Genomic DNA, 20,403 nt, shown 5'->3' on the forward strand with positions numbered 1-20,403 from the left:
TTAGACTGGTTAGCACTTAGGCATGTCGAGTGCTAACCCTGCCCTGTGCGGACCCCGTGCCGGGCGCGCCCGGACCGGGCGGCACCGAATGCGGGACAGTCGATTGGAGGTGGAGCGTGAGCGAACCACGCAAGCTCGAAGTGCTGCGCGCCATCGTGGAGGACTACGTCCATTCCCGTGAACCCGTCGGCTCCAAAGCCCTCGTGGAACGGCACCACCTCGGCGTGTCCAGCGCCACCATCCGCAATGACATGGCGGCCCTGGAAGACGAAGGCCTCATCACGGCGCCGCACACGAGCGCCGGACGGATACCCACGGACAAGGGCTACCGGCTCTTCGTGGACCAGATCTCCGCGGTCAAACCGCTGTCCCCGGCGGAACGCCGGGCCATCCAGGCCCTGCTGGAGGGATCCGACGACCTTGACGACGTCCTGGACCGGACGGTGCGGCTCCTCTCGCAACTGACCAACCAGGTCGCCGTCGTGCAGTACCCGCACCTCAGCCGGGCCAAGGTGCGGCATCTTGAATTTGTCCTGCTGGCGCCCCGGAAGGTGCTGGTGGTCCTGATCGCCGACACCGGCAAGGTGGAGCAGCGGGTGATCGATGTCCTGCAGGAGCTCCCGGACGAGGCCGTCTCGGAACTGCGCACGCGGTTCCTGGCCCGGCTCTCCGGGACTTCGTTGAACCTGCTGCCGCAGACGCTGCAGACCGTCGTCGCCAGCTGCCCGCCGGCGCGGCACAACGCAGCGCAGGCGCTGGCCCGGGGACTCGAAGCCCTGGCCACCAGCAGCCGCGAGGAACGCATGGTGATGGCAGGAACAGCCAACCTTGCCCGCTCCAACGTGGACTTCCCGCTGAGCATCGGCCCCGTGCTGGAGGCTCTCGAGGAACAGGTGGTCATGCTCCGCCTGCTCGGAGACATGGCGGCGGACCCGCGCGGCGTGACGGTCAGCATCGGCCGTGAGAACCCGTACGACGGCCTCGCCGAAGCATCGGTAGTCGCGACCGGCTACGGCCCGGACGCCACCGCCAAGGTCGGCGTCCTGGGCCCCACCCGGATGGACTATCCGACCACCATGGCCGCCGTCCGTGCGGTGGCCCGCTACCTTTCCAGGATCCTCGGACCCTGACCGCCCGCGCAGCCGGCGGACCTGCCGCTGCGGACCAGACTTCTTGCCCCTAACAGGCAGTGCCCCACCGGCAGTACAAAAAGGAAGAGATACAAATTTTGAGCAGCCACTACGACGTTCTTGGAGTCTCCCGCGAAGCAACCGGGGAAGAGATCAAGAAGGCTTACCGCAAACTGGCGCGGACCCTGCACCCGGATGTGAACCCCGGTGAGGACGCGTCAGACCGTTTCAAGGCCGTCACGCACGCCTACGAGGTACTCTCCGACCCGCAGAAACGCCGGGTCTACGACACCACCGGCAACGAGAACGGCACCGACAACGGCTTCGGCGGCGGCAGCTACTCCGGCCAGGGCTTCGCGTTCCAGGACATCTTCGACACGTTCTTCGGCGCCGGCGGCCAGGCCGGTCCGGCGTCGCGGATCCGACGCGGCCAGGACGCCCTGATCAGCGTCCGGATCGAGCTCCGCGACGCCGTGTTCGGTGTGAACAAAAAGCTCGAGGTGGACACGGCAGTCACGTGCCCCACATGTGACGGGTCCTGCTGCCGCGACGGCAGCCACCCGGAACGCTGCGACATTTGCGGCGGCAGCGGCCAGGTCCAGCGCGCCGTCCGCTCCATCCTCGGCCAGGTCATGACCACGGCCCCGTGCGGCAGCTGCGAAGGCTTCGGCACGGTCATCAAGGACCCCTGCAATGAGTGCGCCGGGCAGGGCCGAATCCGCAGCCGCCGGACGCTGACCGTCAAGGTCCCCGCCGGCGTTGCCACCGGCACCCGCATCCAGCTCTCCGGCCAGGGCGAGGCAGGACCCGCCAGCGGGCCGGCCGGTGACCTCTACGTGGAGATCCGGGTCAACAACGACGCCACCTACGTGCGCGACGGCGACGACCTGCACGCCAGCCTGAACATCCCGATGACCGCGGCTGCGCTCGGCACCGAACTCACGCTCGATACCTTTGACGGGCAGCAGGAGATCGACGTCAAGGCCGGCACCCAGTCCGGCGAGATCATCACACTGCGCGGACTCGGCGTCACCCATCTGCGCGGCTACGGCCGCGGGGACCTCAAAGTCCACCTGCAGGTCGAGACCCCGGGCAAGCTCGACGCCGCCCAGGAGGACCTGCTCCGCCAGCTCGCGAAGCTGCGCGGGGAGCAGTTCACGGAGGGCAAGCTCGCCGCGAGCGGCGGGGTCTTCGCCAAGCTCCGGGACCGGTTCGGTAACCTGTAGCGGTGAGCAACCCGGTCTTCTTCACTGCCCCGGGGACCCTGGACCAGCAGGTCCCCGGTTCCGTCTTCGTCCTCGACGGCGCCGAGGCCCGTCACGCGGTCACGGTGAAACGCCTCGGCGTGGGCGAGGCGGTGGACATCGCCGACGGCGCCGGCAAGCGGCTCACGGGGACCGTGGCCGCCGTCGCGCCCGGTGAACTGACAGTGGAGTGCGTGGAACTGGCCGCGGAACCGCGGCCGGACCTCCGGCTGGTCCTGGTGCAGGCCCTGGCCAAGGGCGACCGGGACGAACTGGCGGCCGAGACCGCCACGGAGCTGGGGATCGACGCGGTGATCCCCTGGCAGGCGGAACGATCGATCGTGCGCTGGAAAGCCGAGCGGGCGGCGAAGGCCCACGCCAAATGGCAGTCCGTCGTGACCGCAGCCGCCAAGCAGGCCCGGCGGGCCTGGATCCCGGAGGTCCGCTCCGCCGTCGACGGCACCGGGCTCCAGGCCGCTGTCGCCGCGGCCGGGCTCGCCATCATCCTGCACGAGGACGCCGTGCGTCCCCTGCGGCAGGTGCTGGAGTCCTGGCAGGCGGCGCTGGACATGCAGGACGGACGGACGGACGGAGACCGGACAGGCCCTGACCGGGAAGTGTTGCTGATCGTCGGCCCGGAAGGCGGCATCAGCCCCCGTGAAGTGACAGGACTGTGCGACGCCGGCGCCGTCACCGCCCTGCTCGGCCACCACGTGCTGCGGTCCTCAACCGCGGGTCCAGCCGCGACCGTGCTGGCCAGCGATATCCTCGGCCGCTGGTAGCTACGCGCCCTATTTGACGGTGAAGCCGCGGGTGTCGACGTTCAGGTCATGGGACGGATTCTCATCCTGGACCTGGGACACCCTGACCTCGTAGCTTCCCGGGCCCAGGTTCACCGGGAGGCTGAACAGCCCGGACGTGCCGGCGTCGGCGGATGCGGTGGTGTTCCCGTTCAGGTAGACAGTCTTGGCGCCGCCGTCGATCCTCAGGATCTCCCAGCGGAGCATCCCGCCCGGGGCCGTGCTCCGGCCGTTGATCTTGACCGTGCCGTCCTGCACCGAGGTGCCCTCCTGGGGATCGATGATCCAGACCGGGGCGACCATCCCGGCGCTGCGGGACGTCGGGGAACCTAGACGGACATGGTTGAAGGCGACATAGTCGGTGTGGCCGTCGACGAGCACCACTACCTGGATCTGCTGCCCGGCATCGATCAGGCCCGCGCTGGCACCGGCCGCCGTCGCGGTATACACGAGCTGCTGGATGGCGCGCTCGGCCATGGCGGCGTCGACGTTGCTGTTGAAGGCGTCGTCCGAGAGGTCCACCGTGATGACGTTTTTCCCGGAAATGGACGTTGCCAGCTTCTTCGGGTTCTGCCAGGGGGTGAAGAAGTCCGGATCCAGCGGCTTCTCGGACATCATCACCCGGAGGGCGCGGGTGACCGGGTTGTCCTGGTCCGAAACGTCACGGAACTCGCGGTAAAGGAACATGTTGTCGTCGCTGCGGCCGATCCAGTACACCGGCGCCTTGTTGGAGGCCTGGGTCGTTTCCAGTGGCGCGCTCGTGGTCGGGGCGCCGGGGGTGGCCGGTGAGGTCAGGAGCAGGGAGGGGGAGTTCGAGTTGGTAATGACGGGCTGGGGCGTGGCCACGCAGCCGGAGAGGACGATCGCAGCGGGCAGCACCAGCAGCAGCAGGCCCGGACGCACGCGCCCGGCTGCTGGTCTCTGGCTGAATACACGCTGCCTGATGGCTGCTTTCCTTTCCTGCTCCAAGGCGTCAGTGACCTCCACGAGGCCCGTGCCCTGGTGTTCCTTGCCGCCGGAAGCACCGCTCCAGGGACGTGAAGACGGCGGCCGGTTCCCAGCATGGCATACGGTCCCGCCGCAGGACCGGGGTTTCGGCGGGGGCGGCGGAACTGCAACGGGAACGATATGAGGCCGATACAAAGTTGATACCTAAAGTCGCCAAACGGGGCCGGACCGCTGTCCGGCCGGGGCCCGCCACCGCGGCCGTCCCGCGGCGTGCAGCCCCGTGTGCTGGCGTAAGATGAAAGGACCCGCTGACACCGGAACCAGAAGGCACGCACCGCCGTCGGGCCGGATCAGGGGGACAGACCAATTCCGAACTGGAGGGGACCAGAGGCCCGCGGGCTAACACCATGACTGAAGCAACGAACGGCAAAGCCCGGATCAGCGCCGGAGAGCGCTCCGCAGGTGAATTTCCACACTCCCTCCCAGGGTTAAGGACGGAGGTGGTCCTGTTCGACAACTCCGACCAGATGGTCCAGTCCCTCGGCAGTCATGACGAAGCGTTGCGTTTCATCGAGATCCAGTTCCCGTCCGTGGACTTCCATGTCCGCGGCAACGAACTCTCAATCAGCGGCCCTGCCGCAGATGTGCCCCGGATCATGCGCCTGCTCAATGAGGTGCGCGGCCTCGTCGCCCGGGGCACCGTCATCACCCCTGCCGTGCTGCAGCAGCTCGTCTCGATGCTCCGGAGCCAGTCGCTGCAGAACCCGGTGGACGTGCTCACGCACAACATCCTCTCGAGCCGCGGAAAAACCATCCGGCCGAAGACGCTGAACCAGAAGAACTATGTGGACGCCATCGACGCCAACACGGTGATCTTCGGGATCGGCCCGGCAGGCACGGGCAAGACGTTCCTTGCCATGGCCAAGGCCGTCCAGGCGCTGCAGCAGAAGGAAGTCTCCCGCATCATCCTGACGCGTCCGGCCGTCGAGGCGGGGGAGCGGCTCGGTTTCCTGCCCGGGACGCTCAGCGACAAGATCGACCCCTATCTGCGCCCGCTCTACGATGCCCTCCACGACATGATGGACCCCGAGTCCATCCCGCGGCTGATGGCCGCCGGCACCATCGAAGTCGCCCCGCTGGCCTACATGCGCGGCCGCACCCTCAACGACGCCTTCATCATCCTGGACGAGGCGCAGAACACCACGCCCGAACAGATGAAGATGTTCCTCACCCGCCTTGGCTTCGGGTCCAAGATGGTGGTCACCGGTGACGTCACCCAGGTTGACCTGCCGTTCGGCACCCGCTCGGGCCTGCGGATCGTGGAAGAGATCCTGCAGGGCATTGAAGACGTCAACTTCACGGTCCTGGACGCGTCCGACGTCGTCCGGCACCGCCTCGTCGGCGACATCGTCAACGCGTACAGCATCTGGGACGACATCCAGAGGAACCGGGTCAAGCAGTCCGTCGCCCGGGACAAGCGGGGAGAGAACGCATGAGCATCGAAGTCAACAACGAGTCCGGCGTGGCCGTCGACGAAGCCGGGCTGGTGGCGCTCTCGAGGTTCATCTTCGAACGCCTCTTCATCCACCCCCAGGCGGAGCTGTCCATCCTGCTCGTCGATGAGCCGGCCATGGAAAAGCTGCATATCGAGCTGATGGACGAACCCGGCTCCACGGATGTGCTGTCCGTGCCGATGGATGAGCTCACGCCGGGCACTCCGGACAAGCCGACGCCGCAGGGCATGCTCGGCGACATCGCGATCTGCCCGCAGGTGGCGGAAGTCCAGGCGAAGAACGCCGGGCACTCCACCCAGGACGAAATGCTGCTGCTCACCACACACGGCATCCTGCACCTGCTCGGATTCGACCACGCCGAATCGGAGGAGAAAGAAGAAATGTTCGGCCTCCAGCGCGAACTGCTCTCCGCTTTCACCGGCAAAGAGGCCCCGTCAGAGACGATTCAGTGACCCCACTGATCCTTGCCGGCATGGCGCTGGTGTTCCTCAGTTTCGCCGCCCTGCTCACTGCGGCCGAGTCCGCCTTCAGTTACCTCCCGCGGCACGACGCCGAGGCGGCCATCCTGGAGAGCCGCGGCACCGCGCTGAAGCGCATCATGGCGCAGCCCGTGGCCCACATGCGGGCCCTGCGGTTCTGGCGCATCTGGTTCGAAATGGCCTCCGCCGTCGCCGTGACGGTGCTGCTGCACAGCATGCTGGACAACGTCTGGCTCGCCGGGCTGGCGGCAACCCTCATCATGGCGCTCATCGGCTTCGTGATCGTCGGGGTGTCCCCACGGCAGCTCGGACGGGTCCACTCAGCCGCGCTGGTCCGCTTCACGGCCCCGCTCATCCGCTGGCTCTGCGGGGTCCTCGGGCCCATCCCGGGCTGGCTCGTCACACTCGGCAGCGCGGTGGCCCCCGGGGCGCCCGGGGACAACGAGGCCTTCTTCAGCGAAGAGGAATTCCGCGAACTCGTGGACCGCGCCACCGAGTCCGACGTCATCGAGGACAATGAGGCCGAACTCATCCAGTCGGTGTTCGACTTCGGTGACACCCTGGTCCGCTCCGTCATGGTGCCGCGGACCGATATCCTCTGCATCGACTCGGGCTCAAGCCTGCACCGGGCGATGTCGCTGTTCCTGCGCTCGGGGTATTCGCGCATTCCGGTGATCGGCGAGAACACGGACCAGATCCTCGGCATCGTGTACCTCAAGGACGTGGCCGCGGTCCTGCATAACCTCGGCCCGGGCGAGGAACCACCGGTCGTGGACGAACTGGCCCGCGAGGTCCGCTACGTTCCCGACTCCAAGCCGGTCAGCGAGCTGCTGCGCGAACTCCAGAAGGAATCGACGCACGTCGCGATTGTCATCGACGAGTACGGCGGAACCGCCGGACTGGTCACGCTCGAGGACCTCATCGAGGAAATCGTGGGCGAGATCGTGGACGAGTACGACACCGAGAGCGCGGAGGCCGTGGAGCTCGGTGACGGCAGGTACCGGGTCAGCGCACGCATGAGCATCGATGACCTCGGCGAACTGTTCGACCTCGAGCTCGACGACGACGAGGTGGACACCGTGGGCGGGCTGCTCGCCAAGGCGCTCGGGCGGGTGCCGATCGTCGGCAGCACCGTCGAGGTCCATGGCCTGTCCCTCCGCGCGGACCGGCTTGAGGGCCGCCGGAACCGGGTCAGCCACATTATTGCGGCGGCCATTCCAAAGGAAGAAACTGACCTTGACGAGCTTCTCGACAAGGCCGCACCAAACCAACAGGGAGTACCACGTGACCAAGCAGAATAAGTCCGACGGCGAAGCGGCTTACGGCGGCTATCGCGCCGGTTTCTCGGTGCTGGTCGGCCGGCCCAACGCCGGCAAATCCACGCTCACAAACGCCCTCGTCGGCAAGAAGGTCGCCATCACGTCGGCCAAGCCGCAGACGACGCGCCACACCATCCGCGGCATCGTCCACCGGGAAGACGCCCAGCTGATCCTCGTGGACACCCCGGGCCTGCACCGTCCGCGCACCCTGCTGGGCAAGCGCCTCAACGAGCTCGTCGCGGACACCCTGGCCGAGGTCGACGCGATTGGCTTCTGCCTCCCGGCCAACGAGAAAATCGGCCCCGGCGACAAGTACATCGCCGCGCAGCTTGCCGCCGTGGGCAACAAACCGATCATCGCGATCGTGACCAAGGCCGACACCGTGGACCGCCAGGGCCTCACCGAGCAGCTCCTGGCCGTGGCGGCGCTGGGCCGTTCCGTCCTGGGCGAGGAGGGCTGGAAGGACATCGTCCCGGTCTCCGCCACCGACGGCTTCCAGGTCGAAACCGTGGCCGACGTGCTGATCAGCCACCTGCCGGCGTCACCGCCGCTGTATCCGGACGGGCACCTGACGGACGAACCGGAAGCCGTGATGATTGCCGAGCTCATCCGCGAAGCCGCGCTCGAAGGCGTCCGCGACGAACTGCCGCATTCCCTGGCGGTCGTCGTCGACGAAATCGTGCCCCGCGAGGGCCGGCCCGAGGACAGCCCGTTCCTGGATGTCCGCGTCAACGTGTACGTCGAACGGCCCTCCCAAAAGGCCATCATCATCGGCAAGGGCGGAGCCCGGCTGCGCGACGTGGGAACCACCTCGCGCAAGGCGATCGAGGCGTTGCTGGGCACCCGCATCTACCTCGACCTGCACGTCAAGGTCGCAAAAGACTGGCAGCGGGACCCCAAGCAGCTCGTGAAACTCGGCTTCTGAGCCGGACTCCAAGGAGGGGCTCCTGGACGCTTCCGCCACTCCCACGGCACCGGCCATCGGGGATTTCCCAGATTCGAACACTAAAATAGGCGGAATCCCGTTTTGAAGGAAGGCTCAACAAGTGGCTCGACCCCGCCCAGACCGTGCACACGGCAGCACACCGCCGGTCCGGTCATCCGGTGTTGCCCGGCACTCGGACGACCCCGGCGTCGGTCCGGCCAGGCATCTGGGTGCCCCCCGGAAGCTGCCTGCCTGGCTGAAAATCGGCACCGCCGTCGTCTCGGTGCTGCTGGTCTGTGTCCTGGCCTTCGGGGCCTACTGGGTGGTCCGGCTGCAGGGAAACATCTCGAAGGCCTCGCTCGGGGCCGGCAGCAACAAGACCGAGGCCGTAAACGAATCCAATGACAGGATGCAGATCCTGATTCTCGGTTCGGACACACGCGACGGTAAGAACGCGCAGTACGGCACCTCGGATGACGCCACGGGCTACGGACACTCCGACGTGATGATGCTGATGGACATCTCCGCCGACAACAAGCGGGTGAATGTGGTCAGCTTCCCCCGTGACCTGCTGGTCGACATCCCGAAGTGCACGGACGAAAAGACCAAGACCGAGTATCCCGCGCAGAAGAACGTCATGATCAACGCGGCGATGTCCGAAGCCGGAATCGGCTGTGCCGTCGACACGATCAATAAGGTCACCGGACTGGAGATCGACCACTTCATGATGGCCGACTTCAACGCGGTCAAGGAACTCTCCAATGCCGTGGGCGGCGTGGAGGTCTGCATCAGCGACGCGGTCTACGACCCCGACTCCAGGCTCAGGCTCCCCAAAGGCACCTCCTCGGTGCAGGGTGAGCAGGCACTGGCGTTCCTGCGGACCCGCCACGCCTTCGCCGACGGCGGCGACCTTGGCCGGATCAAGGCCCAGCAGGGCTTCCTGTCGTCCATGACGCGCAAGCTGAAGGACGACGGCACGCTGGGCAACCCGGCGAAGTTGTTGCAGATCGCCGACGTCATCACCAAGAACCTCACGGTCGACAACGGCCTGGCCTCGATCCCGACCCTCGTGACCGTGGGCAACCGGCTGAAGAACATCGACGTCGGGAAGGTCGCGTTTGTTGCCGTCCCGACCGTCCCGGCCGAGATCGATCCGAACCGGCTCCAGATGGCGGAACCGGCCGCATCCCAGCTCTTTACCGCGATGCGCAACGACGTGGACCTCACGGATCCGACCGGATCGGCCAGCGCCTCCGCCAGCGCGAGCCCGAGCGCCGCACCGACCGCCACCGAGACCACCCCGGCCTATGACAAGGCTGCCCAGCCTGTCACCGTGGCCAACGGCTCGGGGGTCCCGGCCCGCGCCGAGGAAATCACGCAGGCACTGACCGGCGGCGGCTTCACCCAGCTGGCGCAGCTGGCGGCCAGGCCCGTCGCCACTTCGGCCGTGTACTACGGCGCGGAGTACGCCGACGTGGCCGCGGATGTTGCTGCGCTGCTCGGCATCCCCGCCACCCAGGTCCTGCCCGCCGCCGGTGTTACCGGGGTCCAGGTCTACCTTGGCAGCGATCTTGCGGCCGGCGCGCCCAGCGGCGGCGCCTCAGCGCAGCTGCCCTCCGACATCGTCAACCAGACGGCCGGGGACACGGTGTGCCAGCAGGCAAATCCGGTGCTGATCACACGCTGACCTGAGTCAGGCGGCCAAGGGGCCGGTCCCGGGTGATCCCCGTGGCCGGCCCCTTGGACATTGCGGGGAGTGATGCCAGCCGCCGATCACCAGATGCGGACCCGCTCCGCCGTCGGCATCCACATGCCGTCCTGCTCCCCGACGCCGAAGGCCTCGTGGAACGGGTCGAGGTTCCTGGCGATCTGGTTGGTGCGGAACTCGTTGGGGGAGTGCGGGTCCGTGGCGAGGCGGCGGACCGCTTCTTCGGACCGCATGACCTGCCGCCAGCCCGCCGCCCACGAGGCAAAGAACCGCTGCGGGCCGGTCAGCCCGTCGAGGACCGGCGGCTCCTGGCCGTCGAGGCTGATCAGGTACGCCTTGTAGGCGATGGTCAGGCCGCCGAGGTCGCCGATGTTCTCGCCGAGGGTGAGCCTGCCGTTGACGTTGTGCCCCGGAGCCGCGCTCGGCGAGAGCGCCTCGAACTGGTCCACGAGCTTCGACGTCTGCGCCTCGAATGCGGCGCGGTCATCCTCGGTCCACCAGTTCCGGAGCAGTCCGCTGCCGTCGTACTGGGAGCCCTGGTCATCGAAACCGTGGCCGATCTCGTGGCCGATCACCGCGCCGATGCCGCCGTAGTTGACGGCGTCGTCGGCGTCGGCGGTGAAGAACGGCGGCTGCAGAATGGCGGCCGGGAACACAATCTCGTTGAGCAGCGGGTGGTAGTAGGCGTTGATGGTCTGCGGCGTCATCAGCCACTTTGCACGGTCCACGGGCTTGCCCACCTCGTCGAGGTGGCGGTCGACGTCGGCGTTGTGCGCGCGCTCCACGTTGCCCAGCAGGTCGGACGGATCGATCTCCACCGCCGAATAGTCGATCCACTTCTCCGGGTAGCCGATCTTGGCCCGGAAGGAATCGAGTTTCCTGAGCGCCTCCTGCTTGGTCTCCGCCCCCATCCAGTCCAGCCCGGTGATGGACTGCCGGTACGACTCGATCAGGTTCTCGACGAGGCTCTGCATGCGGGCCTTATGCGGTTCCGGGAAATGCCGGGCGACGTAGATCTGGCCGACCGCCTCGCCGAGGGCAGCCTCGACGACGGCGACGCCGCGTTTCCAGCGGTCCTTGTTGCGCGGGGTTCCGCTCAGGGTGGTGCCGTAGAAGGCGAAGCTGGCGTCCACGAACACCGCGGACAGGTACGGGGCGGCGGCGCTGATGACCCGCATCGCGAGCCACTCCTGCCAGCTGGCCAACGGCACCGTGTCCAGGAGCGACGCCGCCCCGGCAAAGAAGTCCGGGGTGCTCACCACGAGTTCGGCGCGCTTGTCCGGTTCGATGCCGGCGGCGTCGAACCAGTCCGCAAGCAGCGGGAAAAGCTGCGCTGCCTCGTCGGCGGACTTCAGGTTGTAGGTTTTCTGCGGGTTCCGCAACGTGACGTTGTCCCAGTGGTGCGAGGCGAGGGCGGTTTCCAGCTCCACCACCCGGGCCGCGGCGGCCTCGGGGCGGGCGAGGCCGGCCAGGCCGAACATGGTCTGCACATGCCCGCGGTAGGCCTCGACCATCGGTGCGAACTTCTCTTCGCGGTAGTAGGACTCATCCGGCAGGCCCAGCCCGCCCTGGCCGGTGTAGAGCAGGATCCGGTCCGGGTTTCCGGCGTCGGGGGCAGGGTAGATGTAGAAGAGCCCGGACACGTCGGCGCGGAACAGCCGCCCGGCCAGTGCCACCAGCCCGGCAACGGACTCCGTGGCGAACACCTCGGCCAGCCGGCCCCGGATCGGGTCCAGGCCCTTGGCCTCCACTGCGGCCTCGTCCATGAAGCTGTTGTACAGCCCGCCGATTTTCCGCTCGATCCCGGTGGCCTCGCCGCCGCGGGACGCGGCGTCCTCGATGATTTCCTTCACGGCGAGCTCGGAGTCGTCACGCAGGGCGGTGAACGTCCCCTCCAGAGGCCGGTCATCCGGAATCGGCGTGTTCTTCAGCCAGGTCCCGTTGACGTGCAGGTACAGGTCGTCCTGCGGCCGTACGGTGGAGTCGATATTGGGCAAGGCGATCCCCGAAAGTGGCACGGATGCTCCTTTGAGAGGCAGCCCGTGCCGGAGCTGGCGCCGTGACGGGTCTGCATGATGGACGTTGCGGAGGTAAGGCTCCTTCATCTTACGCACGCGTGTTACTGTGAAATGGTGCGCGCAGAACTGCTCCTTCTTAGCTGCCGCGGCGAGGCTTCAGACGCGATCTAGCGCAAGGCCTACCCTCGCTGCGGAGTTTGTGTTGCCCGGCCTCCCTTTCACCAGGATTCACAGAAAAGGCCCCGATAGTAATGCAGAACGCACAGAAGCCCTCAGGAATGCCCGTCCACCGCTACGTCCCGTTCCAGGACATGATCACGGTCGATCTGCCGGACCGCACCTGGCCTGACAAGGTCATCACGAAGGCCCCGCGCTGGTGCGCGGTTGACCTGCGTGACGGTAACCAGGCGTTGATTGACCCCATGAGCCCGGCCCGCAAGATGAAGATGTTCGACCTGCTGGTCCGGATGGGCTACAAAGAGATCGAGGTCGGGTTCCCGTCCGCCTCGCAGACCGACTTCGACTTTGTCCGGCAGCTGATCGAGGGAAACCACATCCCCGATGACGTCACCATCCAGGTGCTGACCCAGGCCCGCGAGCACCTGATCGAACGGACCTACGAGTCCCTCGTCGGCGCCAAGCAGGCGATCGTGCACCTGTACAACTCGACGTCGGTCCTCCAGCGCCGGGTCGTCTTCAACCAGGACGAGGACGGCATCCTGGACATCGCCCTGCAGGGCGCCCGGCTGTGCAAGAAGTACGAGGAAACCCTCGTGGACACGCACATCACCTACGAGTACTCGCCGGAGTCTTTCACCGGGACCGAACTCGAATACGCCGTCCGGGTCTGCAACGCCATTGCCGACGTGTTCGAGGCGTCCGCCGACAGCCAGGTCATCATCAACCTGCCGGCCACCGTCGAAATGGCCACGCCCAACGTGTACGCCGATTCCATCGAGTGGATGAGCCGGAACCTGCACCCGCGCGAAGGCATCATCCTGTCCCTGCACCCGCATAACGACCGCGGCACGGGTGTCGCGGCCGCCGAGCTCGGGTACCTGGCCGGTGCGGACCGGATCGAAGGCTGCCTCTTCGGCAACGGCGAGCGGACCGGCAACGTGGACCTGGTGACTTTGGGCCTGAACATGTTCGTCCAGGGCGTCGATCCGATGATCGACTTCTCCGACATTGACGACATCCGCCGCACCGTGGAGTACTGCAACCAGCTGCCGGTGGCCGAGCGCTCACCCTACGGTGGCGACCTCGTCTTCACCGCCTTCTCCGGCTCGCACCAGGACGCCATCAAGAAGGGCCTGGAAGCGCTGGAGAAGGAAGCCGCGGCCGCCGGCGTCGAAGTCGCGGACTACACCTGGCAGGTCCCGTACCTGCCGGTCGACCCGAAGGACCTTGGCCGCAGCTACGAGGCCGTCATCCGGGTCAACTCCCAGTCCGGCAAGGGCGGCGTCGCCTACCTGCTCAAGAACGAGCACAACCTGGACCTGCCCCGCCGGGCACAGATCGAATTCTCCGGCGTCATCCAGAAGCAGACGGACACGGTCGGCGGCGAGGTCAGCGGCGCCCAGCTGTGGCAGGTCTTCCAGGACGAATACCTGCCTTCCACGGCTGCCGACACCCAGTGGGGGCGCTACGCGCTCGGGGCCATCAGCACCGAAACGGACGAGGACGGGGCGATGACCCTGACGGCCGCGCTCAAGGTCGACGGCACGCAGGTCCGCCGCACCGGCTCCGGCAACGGCCCCATCGCCGCCCTGCTGAGCATCCTGCGCGAGGACGGCGTCGACGTCCGTGTGCTGGACTACAGCGAGCACGCCCTGTCCGAGGGCGGCAGCGCCCTGGCCGCGGCCTATGTCGAATGCGCCGTGGGGGAACGGGTGCTGTGGGGTGTCGGGATCGACGCGAACACCAGCACGGCCTCGCTCAAGGCGGTCATCTCGGCCGTGAACCGGGCTATCCGGGACGCCCGCGCCTAAGCTCGCCACACTGCGCCGCCGGAACACCGGCGGCGCAGTGCTGTCCGCGGGCCGCCCCCGCCAAGGCAGTCAGTGCCGAAGCAGCCACTGCCGAAGTCGGCAGTTACCGGAATGGAGTGCGAAGATTAACCGTGGCCCACCCATCCTCCTTTGCAGCCCGCGCCTACCGCGACGACGCCGTTGTGCTGCGCACACACAAGCTGGGCGAAGCGGACCGCATCATCACCCTGCTGACCAAGCACCATGGCCAGGTGCGGGCGGTGGCCAAGGGCGTGCGGCGCACCAGCAGCCGCTTCGGTGCCCGGCTTGAGCCCTTTATGGTCGCGGACCTGCAGCTGATCTCGGGCCGCACCCTGGACGTCGTGACGCAGGCTGTGGCGAAGGGCGCCTACGGCAGCAACATCGCCGCCGACTACGGGCGCTACACCGTGGCCGCCGCGATGACGGAAACCGCGGAGAAGCTCACCGACGTCGACGGCGAGTCCGGAACAGCCCAGTACAACCTGCTGGTGGGCGCCCTCGCATCGCTGAGCCGAGGCGACCATACTCCGGAGCTGATCCTCGATTCCTACCTGCTCCGGGCCCTGTCCACCGGCGGCTGGGCGCCAAGTTTCACCGACTGCGCGCGGTGCGGGGCTCCCGGGCCGCACACCGCGTTCTCGGCCCCGCTCGGCGGCATGGTCTGCGCCGAGTGCCGTCCGCCGGGTTCACCGGCACCCGCGGCGGAAACCGTCGTGCTCCTCGGCGCCCTGCTCACCGGGGACTGGACGACGGCGGACGCCTCCTTGTCCGTGCACCGCCGTGAGTCCGCCGGCCTGGTGGCGGGCTATCTGCAATGGCATCTGGAACGTGTCCTGAAATCCCTCAAACATGTGGAGCGAACTTAACTGTGGCTTTGGGAAGAAACCTCGGCAGGAACCTGGAGAAGAATCCGGGAATGACGAAGAACCGGGCACGGCAACGGAGCGCGCCGGTGGTGAGCCCGTACGCGCACCCCTCGGGTGTGGTCCCTCCGGCAATTCCGGCGGAATTCATTCCCCGGCACGTCGCGATCGTGATGGACGGCAACGGCCGCTGGGCAAACCAGCGCGGACTGCCGCGGATCGAGGGGCACAAGGCGGGGGAGCCGGCCCTGCTCGATGTGATGGCGGGAGCCATTGAGCTTGGCATCGAACATGTAAGCGTCTACGCGTTTTCCACGGAGAACTGGCGCCGGTCTCCGGAGGAAGTCCGCTTCCTGATGGGATTTAACAAGGACGTGCTGCGTCGCCAGCGGAACCAGCTGGACGAATGGGGCGTCCGGATCCGCTGGTCCGGCCGGCGTCCGCGGCTCTGGGGCTCGGTCATCCGGGAACTGGAGGAGGCGGAGGACTACACCCGCGGCAACACCACCTGCACCTTGAACATGTGTGTTAACTACGGCGGCCGGGCGGAAATCGCCGACGCCGTGTCGGCCATCGCCGAGGAGGTGGCTGCCGGCCGCCTCCGGCCCGGCGCCATCACCGAGAAGACCATCCAGAAGTACCTCGATGAACCCGATCTTCCCGACGTCGACCTGTTCCTGCGCAGCTCCGGCGAACAGCGGCTGTCCAACTTCATGCTGTGGCAGTCGGCGTACGCGGAGTTCGTCTTCCTCGACACGCTCTGGCCTGACGTTGACCGGCGCACCCTCTGGGACGCCGTCGAGATCTACGCCCAGCGGGACCGCCGCTACGGCGGGGCCGTCGACGCCGCCGCCCCGGCCGGGGAGGTCCCGGGGGCATAACTGCGGGGGCTTAGGCCCCGCCCTCGTCGAGGATGTAGGCCCGGATCCAGCGGGCCAGCCGGGCGTAGGCGTCCTTGCGGACGCGCGGCGCGGACAGGAACACATCGTGGAGCGCCCCGTCGATCCGCTCCAGTGTCACGGTGCGGCCCAGGCTCAGGGCCCTGAGGGCGATCATGTTCACATCCAGCACCGCGTCGGTGCTGCGCATGGACTCCTTCCAGACCATTCCGTTGGCGCTGGCCCCGGAGATCAGGACAAGGATGGGGATGGGGATGTTCAGCCCCCGCGCCACCTGGGCCTGGCCGGCGAGCACGGCGCTCAGCCAGCCGGCCCGGACGGGAAAGGCGTGCGGGGGCCGGTACCTGTCGTCAAGGGCCCATTCGCCCTCGGCTGAGCTGCTGATGCTGCGCCAGTAGAACGCCCGTTCGGGGAGCCGGATCACGGACTCCGGCCAGAGCCAGGCCAGGGGTCCCAGCATGGTGCGGGTTGCGCGCCGCACCGCCGGGCTGCCGTGCATCTCCAGCCACGGACTGTCGAGGATCAGCTGCGAGGCGACTCCCGGGTGGCGGCTCGCCCACAGCGCGGCAATCAGGCCTCCCGTCGAGTGGCCCATAAGCGTCAGGTCCGGCGGCACCGCCCCTTCCGGGCGCGCCGAGCCGATGATGCCGATCGCGGCGGTGATCTCGGCGTCGTAGGAGGCGAGATCGGCGACATATCCGCCGTGGGTGTCCGGCTGCAGGCTCCGTCCGTGGTTGTGCATGTCCAGGGCGAAGAACCGGAAGCCTTTGCCGGTCCAGAATTCCGCGAGTTCCTCGTTGAAGAAGTAGTCGCTCCAGCCGTGCAGGAACAGCACCGCCCGGCGTTGGTCGGCCGCCGAGGCTCCGGCTTCCTCGCCGCCGCGGGGGACGTGCCGCACCAGCGTGGCGGTCCGTTGCACACCGTCCGGGCCGGCCGCCTGGAAGGCGCAGGCTTCGAAGTCGCCGCCGAGGATATCGCTCTGCCAGTCCATGGCCGCCGCCTGTTACACGGCCTGCGCCGCGGCGCGGCCGGCCGAACGTCCGGAAAAGAGGCAGCCGCCGAGGAAGGTCCCCTCCAGTGCGCGGTAGCCGTGGATGCCCCCGCCGCCGAAACCGGCAGCCTCGCCGGCAGCGTAGAGCCCGGGGACGGGCAGGCCGGCGCTGTCGAGCACGCGGGAATCCAGGTCGGTGTGGACACCGCCGAGGCTCTTGCGCGTCAGCACTGAGAGCCGGACGGCGACCAGCGGCCCGTGCCGGGCGTCCAGCATGCGGTGCGGCGGAGCCACCCGCATGATCCTGTCCGTCGTGAACCGGCGGGCCGCGCGGATCGCGGCAAGCTGGGGGTCCTTGCCGAGGCCGCTCGCGAACTGCCGGTCGCGGGACCGGATCAGGCTGTCGAGCTCCGCGCCGTCAATCAGCTTCCCGCCCGTCAGCGCGTTCATCCTGGCCGCCAGCCCGGCGGGTGTGGCATCCTGCAGGAAGTCCACCCCGTGGTCCAGGAACCGCTGCACCGGGCCGTCGCTGCCGGGCTTGAGCCGGGCGGCGAGGAGCCGCACGTCCTTGCCCGTGAGGTCGGGATTCTGCTCCGAGCCGGACAGCGCAAATTCCTTCAGGGCGATCGTCTTGTTGAGCACGAACCAGGAATAGTCGCGGCCCGTGGACAGGATGTGGCGGAGTGCGCCGAGGGAATCGAACCCCGGGAACAGGGGAGCAGGGAGCCTCCGGCCCGTGGCGTCCAGCCACAGGGAGGACGGACCGGGCAGGATCCGGATTCCGTGCTGCGGCCAGACCGGCGCGTAGTTGTGGATCCCCTCGGGGTAGTGCCACATCCGGTCGCCGTTGATCAGCCGGCCGCCGGCCCGGGCCACGGCAGGCAGGAATTCCCCGTCCACCGCGGCGGGCACTCCGCTGAGCATCGCCAGGGGCGGGCGGCCGCCGGGCCATTGCCGGCGCACGGTGGAATGGTTGCCGCCGATTCCGCCGCTTGTCACGACGACGGCGGCAGCCCAGACTTCAAAAGCACCGCTCTGCCGGCGTGAGGACGCGACGCCGCGGGCCGCCGCACTGGGTTCGAGCACCTCGCCGCGGACCCCGCTCACCCGCCCGGCCGTGGTCACGAGCTCCGTGGCGCGGTGGCGGAAGAGGAACGAGACCCGGCCGGAAGCCTCGCCCTCGCGGAGCTTGGCGAGGAACGGGGCCACGAGCGCCGGACCGGTTCCCCACACGACGTGGAAGCGCGGCACTGTGTTGCCGTGCCCGTCCGGGCCGTAGCCGCCGCGCTCGGCCCACTGCACGAACGGGAACAAACCGATTCCCAGGGACGCGAGCCAGGAGCGTTTCTCCCCGGCCGCGAAGTGGACATAAGCCTGCGCCCAGTCCCTGGCGAGTGTGTCCTCGGGCCGGTCAAACGCGGCGGACGAGAGCCAGTCGGCGAGGGCCAGCTCCTCGCTGTCCCGGACGCCGAGCCGGCGTTGTTCGGGCGAGTTGACCAGGAAGAGGCCGCCGAAGGACCAAGGGGCCTGGCCGCCCACGGAGGCGGCCGGCTCCTGGTCCAGGACCACCACGCGCCGGCCGGCGGCGTAGGCCTGTGCGGCGGCCACGAGCCCCGCGAGCCCCGCGCCGACGACGACCACATCTGCCTTGACGGGCGTCCCTGCCGCCCCCGTGTAGCCGCCGATTTGAATCCCGTCGTCGCTGATCATGGCTTCATGCTAGCGCCCGACGGCGCGCGGGTTTGGTCTGGACCGCCGGAACCGGAAAACTAGAGCCATGCGCGTATATCCGACTTTCTTCCGGCTGGCCTTCTCATGGATGGACGCCGAACGCGCCCACAGGATCGGCTTCCAAGCCATCAGGCTCGCCCACTCCTGTGGCGCCGGACGGGTGCTCCAGAAGTTCACCGCACCGGCAGCCTCGCTCCGGACCGAAGCGTTCGGCCTGACCTTCCCCTCGCCGTTCGGGCTGGCGGCGGGCTTCGACAAGGAGGGCCACGGCATCGAGGCCCTTACCGAGCTCGGCTTCGGCCATGTGGAGGTCGGCACCATCACGGGCCAGGCCCAGCCGGGCAACCCGGCCCCGCGGCTCTTCCGCCTCATCGAGGACAGGGCCGTGATCAACCGGATGGGCTTCAACAACGACGGCGCCGCCGCGGTGGCCCCGCGTTTGAAGTCCGCCCGCGCAGCCCTGCAGCGCAGTTATCCCGGCGTCCGCCCGGTGATCGGCGTCAACATCGGCAAAAGCAAGGTCGTGGAGCTGGAGGACGCGGTGCCTGACTACCTCGTCAGTGCCCGCAGCCTGGCCCCCGCCGCGGACTACCTCGTGGTCAACGTCAGCTCCCCGAACACCCCCGGCCTCAGGTTGCTGCAGGACGTCGCGACGCTGCGCCCGCTGCTGACGGCCGTGGGGGAGGAAGCGGACAAGGCGGCCGGCCGGCACGTCCCGCTTCTGGTGAAGATTGCGCCGGATCTCAGCGACGACGACATCGACGACGTCGCGCGCCTGGCCCTGGACCTGAAACTGGACGGCATCATCGCCACCAACACGACCATCGGACGGGACGGGCTGGCGTCCGGCGCGGACAAGGTGGCCGCGTGCGGGGCCGGCGGGCTCTCCGGCGCGCCGCTGAAGCAACGCTCTCTTGAGGTGCTGGCCAGGCTCAAGGCCGCCACCGGAGGAGCGCTGACGCTCGTGTCCGTCGGCGGCGTCGAAACGGCGCAGGACGTCCAGCAGCGCCTCGACGCCGGCGCCACCCTTGTGCAGGGCTACACGGCGTTCCTCTACGAAGGCCCCTTCTGGGCCGCCCACATCAACCGGCTGCTCGCCAAACACCCTTCGCGGCGGTAGGCAGCCGCGGTGCCGGCGGGCAGGATTGCCCAGCCGGCCCGGACACGCAGAAGCCCCGGCAGTCCGACTGCCGGGGCTTCTTGTTGCTGACGAAAAATCAGGCGGGGAACTCGCCGCGCGTGACCTGCGGCTTGGGCAGCCGCAGGCGGCGGAACTGGAGGGAGCGCATGGAGCCGTACCAGACCGTGCCGCGCTCGACGTCGCCGAACTTCTGCTCCAGGCGCTTCTTGAGCTTCCTGGAGAGGATGAACACGTCCACGAAGACGGCCAGGAACATCACCCAGAAACCTCCCAGGACGTAAATCATCTGCGGGCTCGACGCGGGCACGAGGAGTGAGACGACAACGAAGATGAGGGCACCGAACATGAGGTACTCGCCGAGGCTGAAGCGCGCATCCACATAGTCGCGGGCAAAGCGCTTCTGCGGGCCCTTGTCCCGAAACGGCAGGAACTTCTCGTCGCCGGTATCCATGGCCTGCCGCATCTTGAGCCGCTGGTCCTGGATGGCTGCGCGTTCGGCCGCCTTGGAGGCCTTGCGGTCCTCCGGGACGAGCGGCCGCTTGCGGGCAGCCACCTGCGCACTGCGCTTGGGCGTGGGCGCGCCCTTGCCCGTGGTGGCGTCCCGGGCTGAAGCCGCGGCCGCCTGCTGGTCAACTAGGTCCTGCGCCGATGGCGCTTCTTTTTTACGTCCAAACACCCCTA

Annotated in this window: 17 protein-coding genes; 12 read left to right on the forward strand and 5 right to left on the reverse strand. The window is 68.0% G+C overall.

The window, feature by feature from the left end:
- The first annotated feature begins 116 nt into the window (after positions 1–116).
- From hrcA to ABIB51_RS05545, 3 genes are all read left to right on the forward strand, one after another.
- Positions 117–1,130: a heat-inducible transcriptional repressor HrcA gene (gene hrcA / locus ABIB51_RS05535; RefSeq protein WP_354186275.1), complete on the forward strand. Its 1,014-nt coding sequence runs from the start codon at positions 117–119 to the stop codon at positions 1,128–1,130.
- 98 nt (positions 1,131–1,228) lie between these two features.
- Positions 1,229–2,356 carry a molecular chaperone DnaJ gene (gene dnaJ, locus ABIB51_RS05540; protein ID WP_354186277.1) on the forward strand — a complete coding sequence of 376 codons (1,128 nt, stop codon included), beginning with the start codon at positions 1,229–1,231 and terminating at the stop codon, positions 2,354–2,356.
- A 2-nt stretch (positions 2,357–2,358) separates the two neighbouring features.
- Positions 2,359–3,156 (forward strand): 16S rRNA (uracil(1498)-N(3))-methyltransferase, encoded by a 798-nt coding sequence (locus ABIB51_RS05545; protein WP_354186279.1) that lies wholly within the window; start codon positions 2,359–2,361, stop codon positions 3,154–3,156.
- Positions 3,157–3,165: 9 nt separating this feature from the next.
- On the opposite strand, the gene ABIB51_RS05550 is transcribed toward ABIB51_RS05545, so the two are convergent.
- Positions 3,166–4,077: a GerMN domain-containing protein gene (locus tag ABIB51_RS05550; protein ID WP_354186685.1), complete on the reverse strand. Its 912-nt coding sequence runs from the start codon at positions 4,075–4,077 to the stop codon at positions 3,166–3,168.
- Positions 4,078–4,529: 452 nt separating this feature from the next.
- Between ABIB51_RS05550 and ABIB51_RS05555 the strand changes: the two genes are divergently transcribed.
- The 5 genes from ABIB51_RS05555 (at position 4,530) to ABIB51_RS05575 (ending at position 10,046) form a co-directional block, all read left to right on the forward strand.
- On the forward strand, positions 4,530–5,618 hold the full coding sequence (locus ABIB51_RS05555) for a PhoH family protein (protein WP_354186281.1): 1,089 nt from the start codon (positions 4,530–4,532) through the stop codon (positions 5,616–5,618).
- Entirely contained in the window at positions 5,615–6,088 is a 474-nt protein-coding gene (ybeY, locus tag ABIB51_RS05560) for an rRNA maturation RNase YbeY (protein WP_354186283.1), read from the forward strand. Before ABIB51_RS05555 ends, ybeY begins: the two co-directional genes overlap by 4 nt.
- Complete coding sequence (locus tag ABIB51_RS05565) at positions 6,085–7,416, forward strand: hemolysin family protein (RefSeq protein ID WP_354186285.1); 1,332 nt, start codon at positions 6,085–6,087, stop codon at positions 7,414–7,416. Before ybeY ends, ABIB51_RS05565 begins: the two co-directional genes overlap by 4 nt.
- Positions 7,400–8,359: a GTPase Era gene (gene era / locus ABIB51_RS05570; protein WP_354186287.1), complete on the forward strand. Its 960-nt coding sequence runs from the start codon at positions 7,400–7,402 to the stop codon at positions 8,357–8,359. Before ABIB51_RS05565 ends, era begins: the two co-directional genes overlap by 17 nt.
- A 121-nt stretch (positions 8,360–8,480) precedes the next feature.
- A complete protein-coding gene (locus tag ABIB51_RS05575) occupies positions 8,481–10,046 on the forward strand; it encodes an LCP family protein (protein WP_354186289.1) in 1,566 nt (521 codons plus the stop codon).
- 86 nt (positions 10,047–10,132) lie between these two features.
- Here ABIB51_RS05575 and ABIB51_RS05580 read toward each other — a convergent pair whose 3' ends face one another.
- Positions 10,133–12,085, reverse strand: coding sequence for a M13 family metallopeptidase (locus ABIB51_RS05580; protein ID WP_354186291.1), 1,953 nt, complete (start codon positions 12,083–12,085; stop codon positions 10,133–10,135).
- A 251-nt stretch (positions 12,086–12,336) separates the two neighbouring features.
- Between ABIB51_RS05580 and leuA the strand changes: the two genes are divergently transcribed.
- The 3 genes from leuA (at position 12,337) to ABIB51_RS05595 (ending at position 15,841) form a co-directional block, all read left to right on the forward strand.
- Positions 12,337–14,076 (forward strand): 2-isopropylmalate synthase, encoded by a 1,740-nt coding sequence (leuA, locus tag ABIB51_RS05585; protein WP_354186293.1) that lies wholly within the window; start codon positions 12,337–12,339, stop codon positions 14,074–14,076.
- A 131-nt stretch (positions 14,077–14,207) separates the two neighbouring features.
- Positions 14,208–14,963, forward strand: coding sequence for a DNA repair protein RecO (recO, locus tag ABIB51_RS05590; protein WP_354186295.1), 756 nt, complete (start codon positions 14,208–14,210; stop codon positions 14,961–14,963).
- A 50-nt stretch (positions 14,964–15,013) separates the two neighbouring features.
- Positions 15,014–15,841 carry an isoprenyl transferase gene (locus tag ABIB51_RS05595; protein ID WP_354186297.1) on the forward strand — a complete coding sequence of 276 codons (828 nt, stop codon included), beginning with the start codon at positions 15,014–15,016 and terminating at the stop codon, positions 15,839–15,841.
- Positions 15,842–15,851: 10 nt separating this feature from the next.
- Here the strand turns inward: ABIB51_RS05595 and ABIB51_RS05600 are convergent, their stop codons facing one another.
- Both ABIB51_RS05600 and ABIB51_RS05605 read right to left on the reverse strand, forming a co-directional pair.
- A complete protein-coding gene (locus ABIB51_RS05600) occupies positions 15,852–16,850 on the reverse strand; it encodes an alpha/beta hydrolase (RefSeq protein WP_354186299.1) in 999 nt (332 codons plus the stop codon).
- Between the two features lie 12 nt (positions 16,851–16,862).
- Positions 16,863–18,560 carry an FAD-binding dehydrogenase gene (locus tag ABIB51_RS05605; RefSeq protein ID WP_354186301.1) on the reverse strand — a complete coding sequence of 566 codons (1,698 nt, stop codon included), beginning with the start codon at positions 18,558–18,560 and terminating at the stop codon, positions 16,863–16,865.
- Between the two features lie 67 nt (positions 18,561–18,627).
- On the opposite strand from ABIB51_RS05605, the gene ABIB51_RS05610 reads away from it, so the two are divergent.
- Positions 18,628–19,701, forward strand: coding sequence for a quinone-dependent dihydroorotate dehydrogenase (locus ABIB51_RS05610; protein WP_354186303.1), 1,074 nt, complete (start codon positions 18,628–18,630; stop codon positions 19,699–19,701).
- Between the two features lie 97 nt (positions 19,702–19,798).
- Here the strand turns inward: ABIB51_RS05610 and ABIB51_RS05615 are convergent, their stop codons facing one another.
- Entirely contained in the window at positions 19,799–20,398 is a 600-nt protein-coding gene (locus ABIB51_RS05615) for a DUF3043 domain-containing protein (protein WP_354186305.1), read from the reverse strand.
- Positions 20,399–20,403 lie beyond the last annotated feature (5 nt).

Origin of the sequence: Arthrobacter sp. UYCu712 (genome assembly GCF_040547005.1) — a bacterium.
Lineage (GTDB): Bacteria > Actinomycetota > Actinomycetes > Actinomycetales > Micrococcaceae > Arthrobacter.